The sequence below is a fragment of the Curtobacterium sp. SL109 genome, assembly GCF_026672405.1.
Taxonomy (GTDB): Bacteria; Actinomycetota; Actinomycetes; order Actinomycetales; family Microbacteriaceae; genus Curtobacterium.
Window position 1 is genome coordinate 2,873,364 of the sequence record NZ_JAPPRB010000002.1, and the last position, 18,976, is coordinate 2,892,339.

Sequence of the window (18,976 nt, forward strand, 5' to 3'; positions counted from 1 at the left end):
CCGATCAGTACCAGTTGAAGGACTGGCTGTGGCCCCAGGCGCCGCACGGGGTGCCGTAGACGCCGGAGATGTAGTTCAGGCCCCAGGTGATCTGCGTGGCCGGGTTCGTCTGCCAGTCGGCACCGGCGGTCGCCATCTTCGCGCCGGGGAGGGCCTGCGGGATGCCGTAGGCGCCACTCGGGTTGTACGCGTTGACGCGCCAGCCCGACTCCTTGTTCCACAGGGAGACGAGGCAGCTGTACTGGTCGGTGCCCCAGCCGCGTGCGGTGACGAGGTCGAGCGCGATGGCCTGGGCGCTGCCCGGGTCCGGCGTGGCGGCGACGGCGGCGATGCTGTTCGACGGGGTGACCGCAGCAGCGGCGGCCGGCTTCGCAGCGTCGGTCGTCGTGGTGTCCGTGGCGGTGACGACCGGCGCGGGCTTGACGACCTTCTTCGGCACGGGCTTGACGATCTCGTAGCCGTCGCGGGTCACGTCGAAGGCGGCGTAGGTGCCGTGCGCGCTGAACTGCTGCGGCGCCGCGGGGGCCTTCGTGAGCACCGGGGTGTCGACGGCGGCCTGGGCCACGTCGGCCTGCAGCGGGTTGAACAGGGAGCCGCATGCCAGCAGTGCCACGGCGAAGAACGAGAGCGCCGGCACGTTCGAGCGGCGGCGCATGAAGCCGTTGAGCGTGGCGTCCGTCGCGGGACGACGCGCCGCCGTGGCGATGCGGTTCTTCGGGCTGGTGCGCGCCACGGCACCGCGGCGCTGCTTGACGACGCGCGGGTCCGACGGCGTCGCGGGGCTGACCCGGTTCGCCGCCACCGACTTCGGCGCGACGGGCGCGGCTGCCTGGCCCTGCTGCGCTGGAGTCGCTGCGGTCGGGTCCACCGACTGCACCGGGGTCTCCGCCGTGCGGGTTCGGTTCAGTGCCGCGCGGCGCTCACTGACGACGTGGTCGTCGAGGTGCTGCCGGGATGCGCGGTCGGAGCTGAGGTCTGCCGTGTGCCTGCCCATGAGTCTGACCAGGATAACGGAACGATCACGGAAAGCGAAGCACCCGGGGCCAGCGCGTCGCGACGGTCAGCGGACGGCGAGCATGACCTCGACGACGGCGTCGAGGAGCGCGTCGACCTGGGCCTCGCGGTACCCGCCGTGCTTGGGCCGGAACACGATCGAGCGGACCTCGGTCAGGCTCAGCGGCTTGCCCTCGCGGAAGTAGCCGCCCAGGCGCTTGGCGAACGCGTCGACGTCCTTCGGGTGGTACCCGGTGGCCAGGACGTTCACGCGGTGGAAGCGCTGGCCGTCGGGCCGGTCGAGGCGCTCGACCACGTCGGACGCCTTCGTGCGGGCGTCGGCGTACCAGGTCTTCTGCCCGACGTCGGCGATCTCGCGCTCGCGCTCCCGGGCGGCGAAGGCGTCCTCGAGCCGCTCGAGTGCGGCGTCGACGTGCTGCGTGGAGTACCCGCCCTTCTTCATCGAGAAGGCGGTGGCGCGGATCTTGGCGGCCTCGAGCCCCGGGGCGCTGTCGTTCGCCGTGTAGGCGCGGCGGGCGTCCTCGAGGAAACGGTCGACCTCGTCGACGTCGTAGCCGAGGACCGAGCGGGGAGTTGTCGGGAACGTCGTGGGCACGGCGACATTCTGCCAGCACACCACCCTGGGACCGGCTGGACGCGCGGACTCGGGAGCCGCTGCCGCCTGAGCGGGGTCAGTGGTTGACGATGAGGTACAGCACGTAGCCGACGGCAGCGGACGGCAGGATGCTGTCGATCCGGTCGAGCAGCCCGCCGTGCCCGGGGAGGAACGACGAGATGTCCTTGATGCCGAGGTCGCGCTTGATCATCGACTCGGTCAGGTCGCCGAGCGTGGCCGACCCGGAGATCAGGACGCCGAGGATGATGCCGAACCACCACGGCATGTCGAGCATGAGCCAGGACACCAGGATGCCCATGACGATGCTGGCGGCGACGGAGCCGGCGAAGCCCTCCCACGTCTTCTTCGGGCTGATCCGCGGCGCCATCGGGTGCTTGCCGAGGTTGAGCCCGGTCGCGTAGGCGCCGGTGTCGACCGCGACGACGACGAGGATGAAGCCGACCACCCAGAAGTTGCCGCGCTCGAGCGTCGACAGGAGCACCACGCAGGCGCCGAGGAGCGTGACGTAGGCCTGGACGAACAGGCCGTTGGTGAGGTCACGGACGACGTTGCCCCTGGACGGGCGGGGCCGTGCCACGGCGACCTCGACGAGACGCCACACGGAGATGACGACGATCCCGCCGAGGATCGTGAAGAGGGCCTGGACCTGCCCGCCGAGGAACGCCGCCGGGACCATCGCGACCGCCGTCGCGACGCTCGGGATGCGCGGGACGTCGCGACCGGCGAAGCGCATGGCCCCCGCGAGCTCCCACACGCCGAAGCCGAGGAGGAACGCGGCGACGACCATGAAGGACGGCGTCCAGAGCAGCAGCGACCCTAGCATCACGACGGCGAAGGCCAGGGCGATCGCGATCGCCGCGGGCAGGTTCCGCCCGGTGCGCGCGGTCAGGGCCTCGTTGCGGGCGTCGAAGGAGGCGCGGCGCGCGTCGAACGACGCCCGCCGCTGCCGGAGCTGGGCCTCGAAATCTGTCCGTGCGGCGCGGGCCCTGGCATCGAAGTCCTGCCGGAAGCCCTTCGCCGACGGGCGGGGGTCATCTGCTGCTGTCGGGCGGTCGGCGCCCTCGTCGTGACGCCGCATCAGACCTCGAGGAGTTCGGCTTCCTTCTTCTTCAGCGACTCGTCGATCAGGTCGACGTGCTTCTTCGTCAGGGCGTCGAGGTCCTTGTCGCCGCGGGCGATGTCGTCGTCCGACACCTCCCCCTTCAGGGCCTCGAGGTCGTCCTTGGCCTTGCGACGGATGTTGCGGATGACGACCTTGTGGTCCTCGCCCTTGCCGCGCACGAGCTTCACGAACTCCTTGCGGCGGTCCTGGGTGAGCTCCGGGATCGTCACGCGGACGATCTCGCCGTCGTTCGTGGGGCTGGCACCGAGGTTCGGGAAGGTCGCGATGGCCCGCTCGATCTCCTTCAGCGCCGTCTTGTCGTAGGGCGTCACGATGAGCGTGCGGGCCTCCGGCGTCTGGAGGGACGCCAGCTGCGCGAGCGGCGTCGGCGAGCCGTAGTAGTCGACCGGGATCTTCTGGAAGAGCGCGGCGTTGATGCGCCCGGTTCGGACGGTGGCGAAGTCGTCCTTGGCGACCTCGACGGCCTTCGCCATCTTCGCGGTCGCGTCGGTCATGACATCACTGATCACGGTGGTTCTCCTTCGGTACGTCGTCGAGTCTAGTCAGGCGCTCGGGTCAGTTGCTGACCACGGTGCCGATGCGCTCGCCCCGGATGGCGGCAGCGACGTTGCCCTCGCCCTCCATGCCGAAGACGTGCATCGGCATGCCGTTGTCCATGCAGAGGGAGAACGCGGTGGCGTCCACGACCTTGAGTCCCTGCAGCAGGGCGTCCTGGTACGTCACGTGGTGCAGCTTCTCCGCGGTCGGGTCCTTCTTCGGGTCGGCGGAGTACACGCCGTCGACGCCGTTCTTGGCGACGAGGACCTCGGTCGCGCCGATCTCGAGCGCACGCTGCGCGGCGACCGTGTCGGTGGAGAAGTAGGGCAGCCCGGCGCCGGCGCCGAAGATGACGACCCGGCCCTTCTCGAGGTGCCGCTCGGCACGCCGCGGGATGTACGGCTCGGCGACCTGGGTCATGCTGATCGCGGACTGCACCCGGGTGGCGGCACCGGCCTGCTCCAGGAAGTCCTGCAGCGCCAGGGCGTTCATGACCGTCCCGAGCATGCCCATGTAGTCGGCACGTCCGCGGTCCATGCCGCGCTGCGAGAGCTCGGCGCCGCGGAAGAAGTTGCCACCGCCCACGACGATCGCGACCTCGACCTCGCGCGCGGCGTCGGCGATCTGCTTCGCGATGGTGGCGATGACGTCGGGGTTGACCCCCAGGGAGCCGGCGCCGAACGCCTCTCCGGAGAGCTTCAGCAGGACCCGTCGGCGTCCGGTCGTCTCGTCGGTCATGTGTCGCACCCTTCGTCGAATGTCTCGTGGGAATCTACCCGGCCGCAGCCGGTCCGGCGGAGGCGCGTCGAGCCTCCGGACCGGTACGCGCCGCAGCGCGCAGAAACGGGGCCAGGAACCGATGTGGTTCCTGGCCCCGTCACGGGTTCGTTACGCGCCGACCTTGACGCGGGCGAAGCCCTGGATCGTGATGCCGGCGTTGGACGCGGCCTTCGCGACGGAGATCTTGTTGTCCTTCGCGTAGTCCTGGTCGAGGAGCGACACCTGCTTGATGTAGGCGTTCACCCGACCCTCGACGATCTTCGGGAGGGCGGCCTCGGGCTTGCCCTCCTCGCGCGTGATCGCCTCGACGGTGGCGCGCTCCTTGGCGATCTCGTCAGCCGGGACCTCGTCGCGCGTCAGGTACGTCGGGTTCGCGAACGCGACGTGCTGCGCGATCGAACGGGCCTCGGCGGCGTTGTCGCCCTCGTAGGCGACGACGACGGCGATCTGCGGGGGCAGGTCCTGGCTCGTCTTGTGCAGGTAGATCTCGAAGGAGGAGCCCTCGACACGGCGGACCGTGCGGACCTCGAGCTTCTCGCCGAGCGCAGCAGCGTTCTCGTTGACGACGTCGAGGACGGTCTTGCCGTCGAGCGGGGCCTGGTTGGCCGACGCGACGTCGGTGGCGCCCGCAGCGGCGACCGCGGCGAGGACCTTGTCGGCGAGGGTGGTGAACTTCTCGTTCTTCGCGACGAAGTCGGTCTCGCTGGCGAGCTCGACGACGGTGGCGGCACCGTTGTCGGCGGTCGCGACGACGACGCCCTCGGAGGTGGCGCGGTCATCGCGCTTGGCGACGGCCTTGGCACCCTTGATGCGGAGCAGCTCGACGGCCTTGTCGTAGTCGCCGTCGGCCTCGACGAGCGCGTTCTTCGCGTCCATCATGCCGGCCCCGAGGTCCTCGCGGAGCTTCTTCACGTCCTGTGCGGTGAAGTTTGCCATTGGCTGGCGTCCTTTCTGGACTGTGCGTGTGTGGGGATCGAGCGGAGTCGAGGGCGCCGGGCCGTGTGGCCCGGCGCCCTCGGACACTCACTCGGCGGGGGTGGTCTCCGCTGCGGCCGCGGCCTCGGCGGTGGGCTCGGCGTTCTTCGCCGCGTCGGGGATCGGCTCGCCGATCTCCTTGTCCGCGACCTGCGCGTCCGCGTTGTTCTCCTCGACCGTGCTGCCCTCGGGGGCGGCGTCGGCGGCCGGCGTCGCGCTGTCGCCCCCGAGGAGCTCCTGCTCCCACTCGGCGAGCGGCTCGGTGGCCTCGTCGTCGTCGCCACCGTTGTGGCGGGTCTTGAGGCCCTCGGCTGCGGCGTCCGCGATGATGCGGGTCAGCAGGCCGACGGAGCGGATCGCGTCGTCGTTGCCCGGGATCGGGTACGTGATCTCGTCGGGGTCGCAGTTGGTGTCGAGGATGCCGATGACCGGGATCCCGAGCTTCTGCGCCTCGTCGACGGCGAGGTGCTCCTTCTTGGTGTCGACGATCCAGAGCGCGCTCGGGGTCCGCGTGAGGTTGCGGATGCCGCCGAGGGTCTTGTGGAGCTTGTCCAGCTCGCGCTTCTTGATGAGGAGCTCCTTCTTGGTGAAGCCCTTCGTCGTGTCGTCGAAGTCGAGCTCCTCGAGCTCCTTCATGCGCGCGAGGCGCTTGGACACCGTCTGGAAGTTCGTGAGCAGACCGCCGAGCCAACGCTGGTTGACGTACGGCTGGCCGACGCGGGTCGCCTGCTCGGCGATGGAGCCCTGCGCCTGCTTCTTGGTGCCCACGAAGAGGATCGTGCCACCGTGCGAGACCGTCTCCTTGACGAAGTCGTACGCGCGGTCGATGAACGCCAGCGACTGCTGGAGGTCGATGATGTGGATGCCCGAGCGCTCGGCGAGGATGAAGCGCTTCACCTTCGGGTTCCACCGACGGGTCTGGTGTCCGAAGTGGACGCCGCTGTCGAGCAGCTGGCGGATGGTGACGACGGCCATGTGCCGTCCTCCTTCTGGTTCTCGGCGCACGGCATGACCGTGCACCTGGTGCGGTTGTGTCGACCACGACCGGAGGTCGAGGTCCCTGGTGCCCTGACACCCGACCGCCCGCTCGTGAGAGGGGACCGATGACCGGGTGCGTTGCGTGGACACGCGAAGTCAGCGCGCCACGGCGCGCTGCTGGGGAAATGCTAACAGAAAGGAGGCACGGTGCGGGTCGGACCCGCGCCGTGCCTCCTGGCCGTGGTGACTAGGCCTTGGCGGCGCTCGTCTCCCCCTCGGCGGAGATGCCCATCTCCTCGAGCGAGCGGCCCTTGGTCTCGGGGATCTTCGCGATGACGAAGAAGAACGAGATGAGGGCGAACAGCGCATAGATGCCGTACGTGACGGTGAGGTTGAAGCCCGACAGGACCGGGAACGAGATCGTGACGATGAAGTTCGCGACCCAGTTGGCGGCCGACCCGATGCCGAGCGCGGTCGCACGGATGCGGTTCGGGAACATCTCGCCGAGGAGCACCCACATGAGCGGACCCCAGGTGGCACCGAACGACACGACGAACAGGTTCGCGAAGATCAGCGCGATGATGCCCCACGCGCCCGGCAGGCTCGGCTCGCCGTCGACCATCACGGACTGCGAGAACGCGATGGCGACCATGGCGAGCGAGACGAACATGCCCGCGGAACCGGCGACCAGGAGCGGCTTCCGACCGACCTTGTCCACCAGGAAGATCGCGATGAACGTCACCGCGACGTTGACCACCGAGGTGATCGTGGAGATGAGGAACGAGTCGTTCTCCTTGAACCCGACGGCCTGCCAGAGGGTGGTCGAGTAGTAGAAGATCACGTTGATGCCGACGAACTGCTGCAGCACGGCCAGGATGATGCCGACCCAGACGATGGGCTGCAGGCCGAAGCGACTGCCGCGGATGGAGCCCTTCTTCTCGTTGGCTTCCTTCTCGATGCCGTCCTGGATCTCCTCCAGGCTCGTGTTCACCGTGTCGCGCGGGACGATCTTCGTCATCACCTCGCGGGCGTCGTCCTTCCGGCCCTTCGTGAGCAGGTAGCGCGGCGACTCCGGCAGCGTGATCGCCAGGATGCCGTAGACGATCGACGGGATCACGCCGACCAGGAACATCCAGCGCCAGGCCGGCAGCCCGGCGACCTCGGCCGAGGCGCTGCCCGCCGTGACCGCGAAGAACTGGTCGGAGAGCAGGGCGGCGAAGATGCCGAGCGTGATCGCGAGCTGCTGGAACGAGGCCAGCCGCCCACGGATCGCCTTCGGGGAGACCTCGGAGATGTACGCGGGGGCGATGACCGACGCGGTGCCGATGCCGAGGCCGCCGATGAGGCGCCACAGGACGAAGTCCCACGTGGCGAACGCGAAGCCGGACCCGATCGAGGAGACGAAGAACAGCACGGCTGCCCAGAACATCACCCGGGTGCGACCCCAGCGGTCAGCGAGACGGCCGGCGAAGTAGGCGCCGAACGCACACCCGATGAGGGCCGAGGCGACCGCGAAGCCGCTGGCGCCCTCGGACAGGTCGAACTCGCCCTTGATGGCCTCGACGGCGCCGTTGATGACGGACGAGTCGAATCCGAAGAGGAAGCCACCCACGGCCGCCGCGATGGCGAAGAGGGTCACCTTCCCCTTGAACGCACGGTCTTCTCCGTGCCCGGTTGCTGTGTTCGACACGATGCTCCTGGGTTCTGCCGCCGTGCGGGATCGTGCACGGTGCCCCGGCGGTCGACTGGTTCGCCGGCCGGGCGGCGTTGCGTGGTCCGGAGCGGCCTCGACGATACTCCCCGAGCGGCTGGTGGTCATAACCAGGTTCGTGAGGCGGGTGTCGTGTCCGTTGGCGCCGGTGTTTCCGCTGCCGACTCGGAACGACAAGGTCGCTGTCGTACGACGTCCGGGATGTCGTTCGAGCTCCGGCAGGCCGGGGGCGGCGCGGCGACCGTCCCGTTCTCGACCCAGAACGACACTGTCGCTGTCGCACGACGTCGATCTTGTCGCGCAAGGGCTCGGCTCGCCTTCGCCGTCCCACCACAGCCGGGAGGCTCGCCCCACCCTCCACAGATCCGCCAGCGCCCGTCACCGGTCGCCGCCCCACCGCCACGCTGGTCCCATGGACCGCCTCACCCTGGTGCTCGCCCTGCTCGGGCTCGCCTGCACGACGGCACTCGCTCCGACTCCGGCACTCGCTCCGACTCCGGTACGCGCTCCTGGCGCCGCCGGGACTGATCTCGGTGGTGCGGGTCCCGGGGGTGCGGGTCCCGGGGTGCGGCTCCGCCGTGGGTGTGGCCGACCGGGTCACGCGTGGTCGAGCGGCCGTGGGAGCCACCCGCGGACGACTACGCGGCCGGGCATCGCGGCATCGACGTCGCTGCCCCGCTCGGGACCACGGCGGTCGCGGTCGACGACGGCGTCGTGACGTTCGCCGGTGCCGTCGGCGGCCGGCCCGTCGTGACGATCGACCACGGCGGCGGACTGGTGAGCACGCTCGACTCGGTGCAGCCCTCGGTCGCGCGGGGCGACGTCGTCGAGCAGGGCGACCCCGTGGGACTCGTGGCCGTCGGGCACTGCCCCACGGACGACCCGTGCGTCCACCTCGGTGCCAGGCTCGACGACCGCTACGTCGACCCCATGCCGTACCTGTCCGCGGCCGCGTGGCCGGTCTTGCTCCCCGAGTCCGCCTGGCCCGGGTGACGCGGGGCAGTCCTCGTCAGGCGCGAGGATGCGCCGTTCGGTAGACCTCACGGAGCCGCGCCGAGGACACGTGCGTGTAGATCTGGGTCGTGCCGAGGCTCGCGTGCCCGAGGAGCTCCTGCACCGCCCGCAGGTCCGCTCCCCCGTCCAACAGGTGCGTCGCTGCCGTGTGCCGGAAGGTGTGCGGGCCGCTCGGGCCCTCGCCCGGCAGGTCCTGCAGCAGCCGCGCGACCACGCGGTACGCGCTCCGCACCCCGAGGCGCCCACCCCGGTCGCCGAGGAACAGCGCCGGCGACGCCGTCCCCGCTGCCCGGGCGACGAGCACGGGACGACCCCGCGCGAGCCAGGCCTCGATCGCGTCCTGTGCCGGCACGCCGAACGGCACGACCCGCTCCTTGCCGCCCTTCCCGAGCACCCGCACCGTCAGACGTCCACGATCGACCGCGGTGACGTCGATGCCCACCAGCTCGCTGACCCGGATCGCCGCGGCGTAGAGGAGCTCCACGAGCGCGAGGTCGCGCAGCGCCACGGGGTCGTCCCCGCTCGCGCGCCCGGCGAGCCCGTCGAGCAGCTCCCGGACCTGGTCGGCCGAGACCACCCTCGGCAGGTGCGAGGCGCCCTTCGGAGCCCGCAGTCGCACACCGGGGTCGTTCAGCAGGACGCCGTTCTCGCTCCCCCACCGCGTGAAGGCCCGGACCGACGATGACCGCCGCGCGATGCTCGACCGCGCCAGGCCACGCTCGTTCGACTCCCAGAGCCAGTCCCGCAGCACCTCGAGCGACAGCTCCTGCACGTCGCTGAGCCTGCGGGCCGTGGTGAACCGCAGGAGGTCCTCGAGGTCGCCCCGGTACGCGCGAACCGTCTGCTCGCTCAGCCCCCGCACGTGCAGCGCGCCGCCGAGGAACGCCGAGACCGCGCCACCGAGTGAGTCGCCGCGACCGTCCATGCCCCAATCCTAGGCACCGGGGCATCACCGCGCTGCCCATCCGTCGGGCCGTCGGACGACGAGCCCCTGCAGTTCGGCCAGCGCCAGGGCGTCCGTGGCGGCGGCGACGGAGAGCCCGGACCGCCGAGCGACCTCGGTCACCGGCGCGGGACGTCGCCCGAGGGCGTCGACGGCCCTGACCACCTCGGGGTCCTCCGACGCCGATCGCAGCGGCACGGCGTCCTCCGGCTGCACCGACGGTTCCCCGGCTGCCTCGAGCGCCGCGCGCACCGGGTCGTCCGGTTGGACCGCGAGTTGCGCCCGACCCTGCGCGACGAGCCGGTGGCACCCGAAGGACGCCGGGGAGGAGAACGCACCAGGCACGGCCAGCACCGGTCGTCCCAGCTGCGCCGCGTGGTGTGCGGTGTTGAGCGCCCCCGACCGTGCCCCGGCCTCGACCACGACGGTCGCGTGCCCGAGCGCCGCGATCAGGCGGTTGCGGGCCAGGAACCGCCACCGCGTGGGACGTGTCCCCGGTGGCGACTCCGCGAGCAGCAGCCCCTGGTGCCCGACGGTCCGGAGGAGCTCGACGTGTCCGGCGGGGTAGAGCTGGTCGATCCCGCCCGCGAGCACCGCGACCGTGGGCGTGCCGGCGGCGATCGCGACCCGATGTGCCACGGCGTCGATGCCGTACGCCCCACCGCTGATCACCGTGCACCCGGCATCGGCCGCCGCCGACGTGATCTCCGCCGTGGCCTCAGCGCCGGCGAGCGTGTTCGCGCGGCTGCCGACGACCGACAGGCACGGGTGATGCAGCGCTCCGGCCGGGCCACGGAGGCGTCCGCGTCCCCAGAGCACGAGCGGGGCGTGGGCACCGAGGTCGGTCAGGCGCTCGGGCCAGTCCGCGTCCCCGGGCAGCAGCAACGCACCGCCGACCCGCTGCGCGGACGCCACCACCGCCGCGACGTCGAGGGCCTGGGTCCGCGGGCGCCACCGGGCCACTGCCGCCACGAGCGCGGTCTCGAACGCCGCACCCTCGCCGGGGCCGACGACGCCCGCGTCCAGACACGCACTCACGAGCACGGCCACGTCGCGCTGGACTGCCTCGAGCACGAGACCGAGCGCCCTGGCTGCCCCGAGTGCCTCGACGAGCACGCCCGCGGTGGAGTCCCCCGGTTCCACGAGCGAGCCCCACGCGATCCGGGCGAGGGAGTCCTCGGTGTCGAGCGCGCCCTCGTGCACCGCACCGAGGTCCACCGGTCGCGTCGCACCGCCGACGCCGCTCACAGCGCGCTCCGGAGCCCGATGGCCGCGCGGACCTGCGGCCCGCCGGGGAGGTCGATCCCGCCGAGGTCGGCCAACGTCCAGGCCAGCCGCATCACCCGGTCCCAGCCCCGCATGGTGAGCGTGCCGAGGTCGAGCGCCCGGTCGAGGTCCTTCGTCGACCCGGGTTCCGCGCGCCCCGCTCCACGCAGCCAGCTGCCCGCGACCTCGCTGTTCGTGGTCCACCCAGTGCCCTCGAGCCGGGCGTGCATCCGGGCCCGCGCCGCGGTGACGAGCGACCGGGCCTCGGCGGTCGTCGGCGTGCTGCCCGCGGCTCGTCGGATCGCACCCGTGGTGACCCGTTGGACCTGCACGCGGATGTCGATCCGGTCGAGCAACGGCCCGGACAGCCGTCCCATGTACCGCCGGAGGGTCATCGCCGTGCAGTCGCAGGGCGGCGCACCGGACCCGGGCCGGGCTCCGGCGTTCCCGCACGGGCAGGGGTTCGCGGCGAGGACGACCTGGCACCGCGCCGGGAACTCGGCAGCACCGGCGGCGCGGTGCACCGTGATGCGCCCGGACTCGAGCGGCTGCCGCAGTGCGTCGAGCACGGCCCGGGGGAACTCCGGCGCCTCGTCGAGGAAGAGCACCCCGCGGGTGGCGCGGGACACGGCGCCCGGTCGGATGGTGCCGGAACCACCGCCGATCAGGGCGACCGCCGACGCGGAGTGGTGCGGGGCCTCCCACGGCGGCCGCGGTGTCCACGACCGGGCACCGAGTCCGGCGACCGACCGGACCGCGGCGACCTCGAGCGCGGCCTCGGAGTCGAGGTCCGGCAGCAGCCCGGGAAGCCGTTCGGCGAGCATCGTCTTGCCGGCGCCGGGCGGCCCGAGCAGCAGCGCGTGGTGCCCACCGGCTGCCGCGACGATCATCGCGTGGACCCCGACCTCGTTCCCCACGACCTCGGCGAGGTCGACGGCACGCTGGGGCCGCTCGGGCGGCAGGTCCGTGAGCACCGGCTGCACGTCGACCGGTGGCAGGAGGGCGCCGGCGTCGATGGCGGCACCACGGAGCGAGTCGACGCCCTGCACCGAGACGCCGGGCACCGCCCGGGCCTCCTCCAGGTTGCCGACGGGGACGACCACCCGCTCGATGCCGGCGTCGCGCGCGGCGACCGTCATCGGGATCACCCCCGGCACCGGACGGACCCGCCCGTCGAGACCGAGCTCGCCGACGTAGGCGACCCGCGCAGAGGCACGAGGCGCACTGCCGGCAGCGGCGAGGACCGCCATCGCGATCGCGAGGTCGAAGCCCGACCCGCGCTTGGGGATGGCAGCGGGCGTCAGGTTCACCGTGATCCGTCGGGTGGGCAGCGGGCACCCCGCGTTCGCCGCCGCTGACCGCACGCGCTCGCGGGCTTCGCCGAGCGACGTGTCCGGCAGCCCGATGATGCTGAAGGCGGGCAACTGGCTGGTGAGGTGGGCCTCGACCTCCACCAGCCGGCCGCTCACCCCGAGGAGCGCGACGGCCGACGCACGTCCGATGTCCGTCATGCGACCGCCTCCACGTGCTCGACCACCGATCGGTCGCCCATCACGTGCACGGCGATGGCGTCGATGCGGATCGCTCGCGCCGAGTGGTCCGGGTGTGCGGCGAACCAGGCCGGCACGAGTCGGCGGAGGCGCGTGAGCTTCTGCGGCGTGACGGCTTCGAGCGGATGCCCGGTCGAGGCCCCTGCCCGGGTCTTGACCTCGACGAAGACCAGGTCGTCGGCGCAACGCGCGACGATGTCCAGCTCCCCCCGAGCACATCGCCAGTTCCGGTCGACGATCACGTACCCGTGCCGTTCGAGCCAATCAGCGGCGATCGCTTCGCCGCGGGCTCCCAAAGTGACTGTTCGCATCCGTTGATGCTCGGGAAACGTCGACCGCGGATCTGCAATCCGTGGTCATCTGTGGAGAACGACAACGATTTCGCACCTGTGGTGGAACGAAGAAACCCGGCCGACCATTCGGTCGACCGGGTTCTCCAAGAACGTGAGGATCAGTGCGCTGCGGCGTACGCTTCCTGCACCTGCGTGGAGATGCGACCACGGCTGGAGACCTCGTACCCGTTCTCCTTGGCCCATTCCCGGACCTTTGCGAGTTCCTCGGAGTTGCCGCGCTTCGGCGCCGACTTCGGAGCGGCGGTCCCACCAGTGGTGCGACGGCCGCTCACCTTCCGCGCCGCGGCGATGTAGTCGGAGATCGCGTCGCGGAACTTGTCGACATTGTCGTTGGACAGGTCGATCTCGTACGTGGAGCCGTCGAATGCGAATTCGACGGTGCGGCCATCGCCTGCGGTGATGGGCGAGTCATCGAGGTCGTCGACGAGCTGGACGGTGACCTTCTGTGCCATTGCGTGCTCCTTGCGTGGGGGTGGAAATCCCCTCCACAGTATCCGGCGGACCGGAAATGCGCACAATTCACCCGGCGGTTCACGATGACCACGTTGGAATGCGTCTACTCGTCGAGCGCGAGTTCCTTCGGCAGTTCGAGTTCACGCGTGGTGAGTTCCTCGACATTGACGTCCTTGAACGTCAGCACGCGGACCGACTTCACGAATCGATCGGAACGGTAGACGTCCCAGACCCACACGTCGGTCATGGTCAGTTCGAAGTAGAAGTCGTGCTCGGTGTCCCGGCGCGCGAGCTCCACCTCGTTGGCGAGGTAGAACCGGCGCTCGGTCTCGACCACGTAGCGGAACTGCGACACGACGTCGCGGTACTCACGGTAGAGAGCGAGCTCGACCTCGCGGTCGTAGTCGTCGAATTCGTCATCATCCATTGCGCCCACAGTCTACGGCGCAGACGCCACCGCGACGACGCGCACAGCGAACCATGCCCGTCGACGGATCACGCGACCGGTGCGGCCAGCTCGTCGAAGCCGTCCAGCGCCACGCTCGACACCGCGTGCAACCAGCTCGTGCGGTGCAACGCGTGCGGCCCGACCGCGCGGATGGCGTCGTAGTGCGCCGTCGACCCGTAGCCCTTGTTCGACGCCCATGCGTAGTGCGGAGCGTCGTCGTGGGCGGCGACCATGAGCATGTCGCGCTCGACCTTCGCCACCACCGACGCCGCGGCCACCGAGGCGCAGTCCCGGTCGGCCTTGACCCGCACCGTGACCTCGAGCGGCGAGGACTCGACCAGCGTCGGCGGCAGCGCGCGGGACAACCAGTCGGAGGAGCCGTCCAGCACGACCACGGCGCCATCGAAGGACACACCGGAGTCCTGCAGCGCCGAGAGCGCCCGCGCCCCGGCCAGTCCGAGCGCTGGCACGATGCCCTGCTCGTCGACGTAGTCGGCCGACGCCATGCCGACGGCGGTTCGGGCCCACTTCGTCACCACCGGCACGAGTTCGGTCCGTCGGGCAGCGGAGAGCAGCTTCGAGTCCGCCAGCCCCTGCGGCACGCGACGGACGTCGATCGTGATCGCTGCCGCGCCGACCGCGACCGGACCGGCGATGGCGCCGCGGCCGACCTCGTCGACGCCGATGACCGTCACGCTCCCGGCGGCGAAGAGCGACTTCTCCACGCGCAGGGACGGACGGACCGGGCTCACTGGCGCTTCTCCTCCACGCCGGCGAAGACGTTCGGGTAGTCGTCGAGCCACGTCCACCGGCTGGTCGGCCAGGAGATCACGAAGGCCCGGCCGGTCACGTCGGAGAGCGGCACGAAGCCCTTGGACGGGGTGTCGCCGTTGTAGCGGGAGTCCTTGGAGTCGTAGCGGTTGTCGCCCATCACCCAGATGGTGCCCTTGGGCACGGTCACCGAGAAGTCGGTGCCGGAGGCGCGGGTCTCCCCCGCGGGGAGCTTGAGGTACGGCTCCTTGAGCGGCACCCCGTTGACCGTCATCTGCCCGAGGTCGTTGCAGCAGGCGACCTTGTCGCCCGGCAGGCCGATGACACGCTTGATGAGGTGGTCGTCGCTGTCGCCGGTGCCGAGGCCGACCTGGGTCAGCAACCAGTCGATCGAGCGTGCGGGCTGCGAGGTGGGCGTGACGCTCGGCACCTCGGCGCCGGTCAGCCACCCGCCCGGGTCCTTGAACACGACGATGTCGCCGTGCTTGAGCGACACGGTCTTGGGGACGAGCTCGTTCACGATGACCCGGTCGTCGATCTGCAGCGTGTTCTGCATCGACGCGGACGGGATGTAGAACGAGCGGATCAGGAAGGTCTTGACCAGGAACGAGACCAGGAGTGCCGCGACGAAGATGATGAGCAGGTCACGGAGGAAGGTGAGCACACCGTTCCGCTGCTTGCTGGCACGAGGCCGACGCCCGTCGTTCTCGGTCGTGTCGGTCATGCCACCCTCGTCGTCAGGAACCAGCGTCCGGAACCGCTCTGGGAACAGCACCGGGGAACGGGAGAGCCCCCCGTCCGATGCACAACCGTACATGGACGAGGGGCCGTCAGTGGCGTCGGCTCGCGACGCTCACTGTGAAGGCGATCAGTTGTCGCGCTTCTCCTTGATCTTGCGACGAGCCGCCTTGCCGCGCAGTTCGCGCAGGTAGTACAGCTTGGCGCGACGGACGTCACCGCGGGTCACGATCTCGATGTGGTCGATGATCGGCGAGTGCACCGGGAACCAGCGCTCGACGCCGACCTGGAAGCTGACCTTGCGGACCTTGAAGGTCTCGCCGATGCCGTGGCCCTGGCGGCCGATGACGACGCCCTGGAACACCTGGACACGCGAGCGCGTGCCTTCGATGATGTTGACGTGGACCTTGACGGTGTCACCCGCACGGAAGTCCGGGACGTCGGTGCGCAGCGATGCTGCGTCGACGTTGTCGAGGAGTTGGCTCATGAGTCAGTTCACTCTCTGCGGACGCGCACGGGTCGCCGCGGATCGGTGGTGGGAACGAAGTGGTGTGCCCGGTGTCGGCGACTCCCCCGTGGCAGAGTCCAGCCAGGGCACAGCTGTCCATACTGCCACAGCTCCGGTCGGCCGCACAACGGGCGGACCGGGGAGGATGGTCCCATGATCGAACTCCGCACCCCGACCGAACTCGACGGACTCCGCGTGGCCGGTCGCTTCGTCGCCGATGTCCTCGACGAGCTGCTCCGCACGGTCGACGTCGGTGTGAACCTGCTCGACCTCGACCGGGTGGCCGCGCAGATGATCGCCGACCGTGGTGCCGTCAGCTGCTACGTCGACTACCACCCGTCGTTCGGCAACTCGCCGTTCGGCCGGAACCTGTGCACGAGCGTCAACGACGCCGCACTCCACGGGCTCCCCCACGACCGCGTGCTGGCGGACGGTGACCTCGTGAGCCTCGACTTCGCCGCGAGCGTCGACGGCTGGGTGGCCGACTCCGCCGTGACGGTGCAGGTCGGCACGCCCCGCGAGGAGGACCAGCGCCTCATCGACACGGTCGAACGTGCCCTCGCCGCGGGAATCGCGCAGGCGCGCCCGGGCAACAAGCTCGGCGACGTCTCGTCCGCGATCGGGGCCGTCGAGCGCCGGGCGGGCTACGACGTCAACCTGCAGTTCGGCGGTCACGGTGTCGGTCGTACGATGCACGGGGAGCCGCACGTCCCGAACGACGGCCGGCCCGGGCGCGGCCTGAAGCTCCGCCCTGGCCTGGTCGTCGCGATCGAGCCGTGGCTGATGCAGGGCACGGACGAGCTCGTGCAGGACGCCGACGGCTGGACGCTCAGGAGCGTCGACGGTTCCCGCGCCGCCCACGTCGAGCACACGGTCGCGGTCACCGAGACCGGCCCCGAGGTCCTCACCCTGCGCGCGGACGCGCGCACCTGACGGACGGGAGGCTCGGGGCGGCCCGGCACCGAACCTCCAGTCCGGCGCACGGTCCCACCCACACCACGTGCGATGGCACGCGACAACGCGCGTAGGGGGTCGGAAGATCCGACCCCCTACGCGCGATTCGACCACCCACGCGCGATTCGACCCGCGCCGCGGGGAAAGCGGGAGAAGACGGAGGGAGCGCGCCCTACGCGTCGGGCAGCAGGTCCGGGCGGACGCGCCGCGTCCGCTCCACCTGCTGCTCGTGCCGCCACGCGGCGATGCGCCCGTGGTGCCCGGAGAGCAGGACCTCGGGCACGTCGTGCTCACGCCAGGCAGCGGGCTTCGTGTACGAGGGGTACTCGAGCAGGCCGTCCTCGTGGGACTCCTCGACGAGTGACTCGGGGTTGCCGACCACGCCGGGGACCAGGCGTCCGACGGCCTCGATCATGGCCATCGCCGCGACCTCGCCGCCGTTCAGCACGTAGTCACCGAGGGACAGCTCGACGACCGAGCAGCGCGACGCTGCCCATTCGAACACGCGGGCGTCGATGCCCTCGTACCGCCCGCAGGCGAAGACGAGGTGCTCGTGGTCCGCCAGGGACCGGGCGATCGACTGCCGGAACGGCGTGCCGGCCGGGGTCGGGACGACCAGCGTCGATGACCCGTCCGACCGCAGGATCGACGACAGCGCCTGGGCCCACGGCTCGGGCTTCATCACCATGCCGGCCCCGCCGCCGTACGGGGTGTCGTCGACGGTGCGGTGCCGGTCGGTGGTCCAGCTGCGGAGGTCGTGCACGTGCAGGTCGAGGAGCCCGCCCTGCCGTGCCTTCCCGAGCAGCGAGACGTCGAGGACGCCGAAGAACTCCGGGAAGATCGTGACGATGTCGATGCGCACGGCGCTACGACTCGTCGTCGGGAGCGGGACTCGACGCGACGGCGGACGGCGGCTCGGGCGTCGCCATCTCGGCGACCGGGTCCTCGAAGAGCCCGGTCGGCGGGGTCACGGTGACGGTGCCGGCGGCGATGTCGACCGCCGGGACGATCGCGGAGACGAAGGGCACGAGGACCTCGCCGCGGTCAGCGGTGTCGACGGCGAGCAGGTCCTGCGCCGGCATGTGGTCGACGCGGGCGACCGTGCCGACCTGGACGCCGTCGCGGAGGACCCGGAGGCCGACCAGCTGGTGGTCGTACCAGGCGTCGTCCTCGCCCGTCTCCTCGTCGGGGTCCTGGTCGACCCAGAGGATGGCCCGTGCGAGGGTCTCGGCGCCGGACCGGTCCGTGATGCCCTCGAAGAAGGCGACCGGGTGGCCGTTGTACCAGCGGAGTTCGTCGATGGCGAGCGTCTTGCCCGACCAGGGAGAGTCCTCGGGGACCTGGAGCGTGAAGACCGCTCCGTGGGTGAACCGACGATCCGGGTCGTCGGTGTAGAGCTCGAGCTTGAGACCGCCCTTGAGCCCGTGCGCCTTGGTGATGCGACCCACCCGGACCTGGGTCGCCTCGTCAGGAATCGGAGTCGACCACGTCGACCCGCACCCGCTTGCCATCGGCCAGAGCCGTGACGAGGGTGCGGAGCGCCTTGGCGGTCCGACCGGCGCGTCCGATCACGCGGCCGAGGTCCTCGGGGTGCACGTGCACCTCGAGGACCTCGCCCCGCGCGGAGGTGGAACTGGCGACGCGCACGTCGTCAGGGTGATCGACGATCCCCTTGACGAGGTGCGTCAGCGCAGATTCGAGCAAGGTCGTTACGCCTCGGTCGTCTCGGCGTCGTCGGCCGACTCGACGGGAGCGGCCGGGGCCTTCTTCTCCGCCTTCGGCTTGAGGACGGCCTTCTTGGTCGAGTCGACCGTGAAGGGCTGCTTCGGCTCGGCGACCTTCACCTTGGAGGTGGTGTCGGCCTCGCCCTTGAACTTGGCCCAGTCACCGGTGAGCTTGAGGAGTGCGGCGACCTGCTCGGTCGGCTGCGCGCCGACGCCGAGCCAGTAGAGCGCGCGCTCCGACTCGATCTTGATGACCGAGGGCTCCTCGGTCGGGTGGTACTGACCGATCTCCTCGATGACGCGACCGTCGCGCTTGGTGCGCGAGTCGGCGACGACGACACGGTAGTACGGCGCCCGGATCTTACCGAGACGCTTGAGACGGATCTTGACAGCCACAAATGCTCCTGTTGCGTGTTGTTGTGGTTGAACCGGAACCGCGGGCGTGGGGGCACACACGGTGGAAGCTCGAGAGATACGTGATCCGCTGGATAGAGGGTCGAGCGGACACGTTTCGACCGTT

At 70.6% G+C, this 18,976-nt stretch carries 23 protein-coding genes; 2 read left to right on the forward strand and 21 right to left on the reverse strand.

Translation table 11 applies throughout. The features are described 5' to 3' along the window. Window positions 1-4 precede the first annotated feature (4 nt). From OVA28_RS15075 to OVA28_RS15110, 8 genes are all read right to left on the reverse strand, one after another. Window positions 5-994, reverse strand: coding sequence for a transglycosylase SLT domain-containing protein (locus tag OVA28_RS15075; RefSeq protein WP_268097527.1), 990 nt, complete (start codon window positions 992-994; stop codon window positions 5-7). A 66-nt stretch (window positions 995-1,060) separates the two neighbouring features. Continuing rightward, entirely contained in the window at window positions 1,061-1,609 is a 549-nt protein-coding gene (locus tag OVA28_RS15080) for a DivIVA domain-containing protein (RefSeq protein ID WP_194660295.1), read from the reverse strand. Between the two features lie 76 nt (window positions 1,610-1,685). After that, a complete protein-coding gene (locus OVA28_RS15085) occupies window positions 1,686-2,708 on the reverse strand; it encodes a phosphatidate cytidylyltransferase (RefSeq protein ID WP_194660294.1) in 1,023 nt (340 codons plus the stop codon). Next, window positions 2,708-3,262 carry a ribosome recycling factor gene (frr, locus tag OVA28_RS15090; protein WP_194660293.1) on the reverse strand — a complete coding sequence of 185 codons (555 nt, stop codon included), beginning with the start codon at window positions 3,260-3,262 and terminating at the stop codon, window positions 2,708-2,710. The genes OVA28_RS15085 and frr overlap by 1 nt, the downstream gene beginning before the upstream one ends. 46 nt (window positions 3,263-3,308) lie before the next feature. After that, window positions 3,309-4,028 (reverse strand): UMP kinase, encoded by a 720-nt coding sequence (gene pyrH, locus OVA28_RS15095; RefSeq protein WP_194660292.1) that lies wholly within the window; start codon window positions 4,026-4,028, stop codon window positions 3,309-3,311. A gap of 150 nt (window positions 4,029-4,178) precedes the next feature. After that, entirely contained in the window at window positions 4,179-5,006 is an 828-nt protein-coding gene (gene tsf, locus OVA28_RS15100; RefSeq protein WP_194660291.1) for a translation elongation factor Ts, read from the reverse strand. Window positions 5,007-5,093: 87 nt separating this feature from the next. Next, a complete protein-coding gene (rpsB, locus tag OVA28_RS15105) occupies window positions 5,094-6,020 on the reverse strand; it encodes a 30S ribosomal protein S2 (protein WP_071271210.1) in 927 nt (308 codons plus the stop codon). Window positions 6,021-6,270: 250 nt separating this feature from the next. Continuing rightward, window positions 6,271-7,713 carry a sugar porter family MFS transporter gene (locus OVA28_RS15110; RefSeq protein ID WP_268097528.1) on the reverse strand — a complete coding sequence of 481 codons (1,443 nt, stop codon included), beginning with the start codon at window positions 7,711-7,713 and terminating at the stop codon, window positions 6,271-6,273. 624 nt (window positions 7,714-8,337) lie between these two features. Here OVA28_RS15110 and OVA28_RS15115 point away from each other — a divergent pair. Next, the gene (locus tag OVA28_RS15115) at window positions 8,338-8,727 is read left to right on the forward strand and encodes a M23 family metallopeptidase (protein WP_268097529.1); all 390 of its coding nucleotides are present in this window, start codon (window positions 8,338-8,340) and stop codon (window positions 8,725-8,727) included. A 16-nt stretch (window positions 8,728-8,743) separates the two neighbouring features. On the opposite strand, the gene OVA28_RS15120 is transcribed toward OVA28_RS15115, so the two are convergent. From OVA28_RS15120 to rplS, 9 genes are all read right to left on the reverse strand, one after another. Beyond that, the gene (locus tag OVA28_RS15120) at window positions 8,744-9,673 is read right to left on the reverse strand and encodes a tyrosine recombinase XerC (RefSeq protein ID WP_268097530.1); all 930 of its coding nucleotides are present in this window, start codon (window positions 9,671-9,673) and stop codon (window positions 8,744-8,746) included. Window positions 9,674-9,697: 24 nt separating this feature from the next. Further along, the gene (gene dprA / locus OVA28_RS15125; RefSeq protein WP_268097531.1) at window positions 9,698-10,939 is read right to left on the reverse strand and encodes a DNA-processing protein DprA; all 1,242 of its coding nucleotides are present in this window, start codon (window positions 10,937-10,939) and stop codon (window positions 9,698-9,700) included. Next, window positions 10,936-12,468, reverse strand: a complete 1,533-nt coding sequence (locus tag OVA28_RS15130) for a YifB family Mg chelatase-like AAA ATPase (RefSeq protein WP_268097532.1) — start codon at window positions 12,466-12,468, stop codon at window positions 10,936-10,938. The genes dprA and OVA28_RS15130 overlap by 4 nt, the downstream gene beginning before the upstream one ends. Continuing rightward, window positions 12,465-12,818, reverse strand: coding sequence for a YraN family protein (locus OVA28_RS15135; RefSeq protein WP_268097534.1), 354 nt, complete (start codon window positions 12,816-12,818; stop codon window positions 12,465-12,467). Before OVA28_RS15135 ends, OVA28_RS15130 begins: the two co-directional genes overlap by 4 nt. A gap of 140 nt (window positions 12,819-12,958) precedes the next feature. Then, complete coding sequence (locus tag OVA28_RS15140; RefSeq protein WP_071271225.1) at window positions 12,959-13,312, reverse strand: histone-like nucleoid-structuring protein Lsr2; 354 nt, start codon at window positions 13,310-13,312, stop codon at window positions 12,959-12,961. 104 nt (window positions 13,313-13,416) lie between these two features. Continuing rightward, a complete protein-coding gene (locus OVA28_RS15145; protein WP_194625395.1) occupies window positions 13,417-13,740 on the reverse strand; it encodes a DUF2469 family protein in 324 nt (107 codons plus the stop codon). Window positions 13,741-13,808: 68 nt separating this feature from the next. Then, window positions 13,809-14,513, reverse strand: coding sequence for a ribonuclease HII (locus OVA28_RS15150; RefSeq protein ID WP_268097535.1), 705 nt, complete (start codon window positions 14,511-14,513; stop codon window positions 13,809-13,811). Next, window positions 14,510-15,256 carry a signal peptidase I gene (lepB, locus tag OVA28_RS15155; protein WP_194660254.1) on the reverse strand — a complete coding sequence of 249 codons (747 nt, stop codon included), beginning with the start codon at window positions 15,254-15,256 and terminating at the stop codon, window positions 14,510-14,512. The genes OVA28_RS15150 and lepB overlap by 4 nt, the downstream gene beginning before the upstream one ends. Window positions 15,257-15,400: 144 nt before the next feature. Beyond that, the gene (gene rplS, locus OVA28_RS15160) at window positions 15,401-15,757 is read right to left on the reverse strand and encodes a 50S ribosomal protein L19 (protein ID WP_071271237.1); all 357 of its coding nucleotides are present in this window, start codon (window positions 15,755-15,757) and stop codon (window positions 15,401-15,403) included. A 174-nt stretch (window positions 15,758-15,931) separates the two neighbouring features. Between rplS and map the strand changes: the two genes are divergently transcribed. Next, window positions 15,932-16,711, forward strand: coding sequence for a type I methionyl aminopeptidase (map, locus tag OVA28_RS15165; RefSeq protein WP_268097537.1), 780 nt, complete (start codon window positions 15,932-15,934; stop codon window positions 16,709-16,711). Between the two features lie 193 nt (window positions 16,712-16,904). On the opposite strand, the gene trmD is transcribed toward map, so the two are convergent. Genes trmD through rpsP form a run of 4 tightly spaced genes read right to left on the reverse strand, consistent with a single transcriptional unit; the run spans window position 16,905 to window position 18,852 of the window. Beyond that, a complete protein-coding gene (trmD, locus tag OVA28_RS15170) occupies window positions 16,905-17,594 on the reverse strand; it encodes a tRNA (guanosine(37)-N1)-methyltransferase TrmD (RefSeq protein ID WP_268097538.1) in 690 nt (229 codons plus the stop codon). Window positions 17,595-17,598: 4 nt separating this feature from the next. Next, on the reverse strand, window positions 17,599-18,180 hold the full coding sequence (gene rimM, locus OVA28_RS15175; protein ID WP_326493759.1) for a ribosome maturation factor RimM: 582 nt from the start codon (window positions 18,178-18,180) through the stop codon (window positions 17,599-17,601). A gap of 19 nt (window positions 18,181-18,199) precedes the next feature. Further along, window positions 18,200-18,436, reverse strand: a complete 237-nt coding sequence (locus OVA28_RS15180) for an RNA-binding protein (RefSeq protein ID WP_071271248.1) — start codon at window positions 18,434-18,436, stop codon at window positions 18,200-18,202. A 5-nt stretch (window positions 18,437-18,441) separates the two neighbouring features. Further along, window positions 18,442-18,852, reverse strand: a complete 411-nt coding sequence (gene rpsP / locus OVA28_RS15185; protein WP_268097540.1) for a 30S ribosomal protein S16 — start codon at window positions 18,850-18,852, stop codon at window positions 18,442-18,444. Window positions 18,853-18,976: the final 124 nt, after the last annotated feature.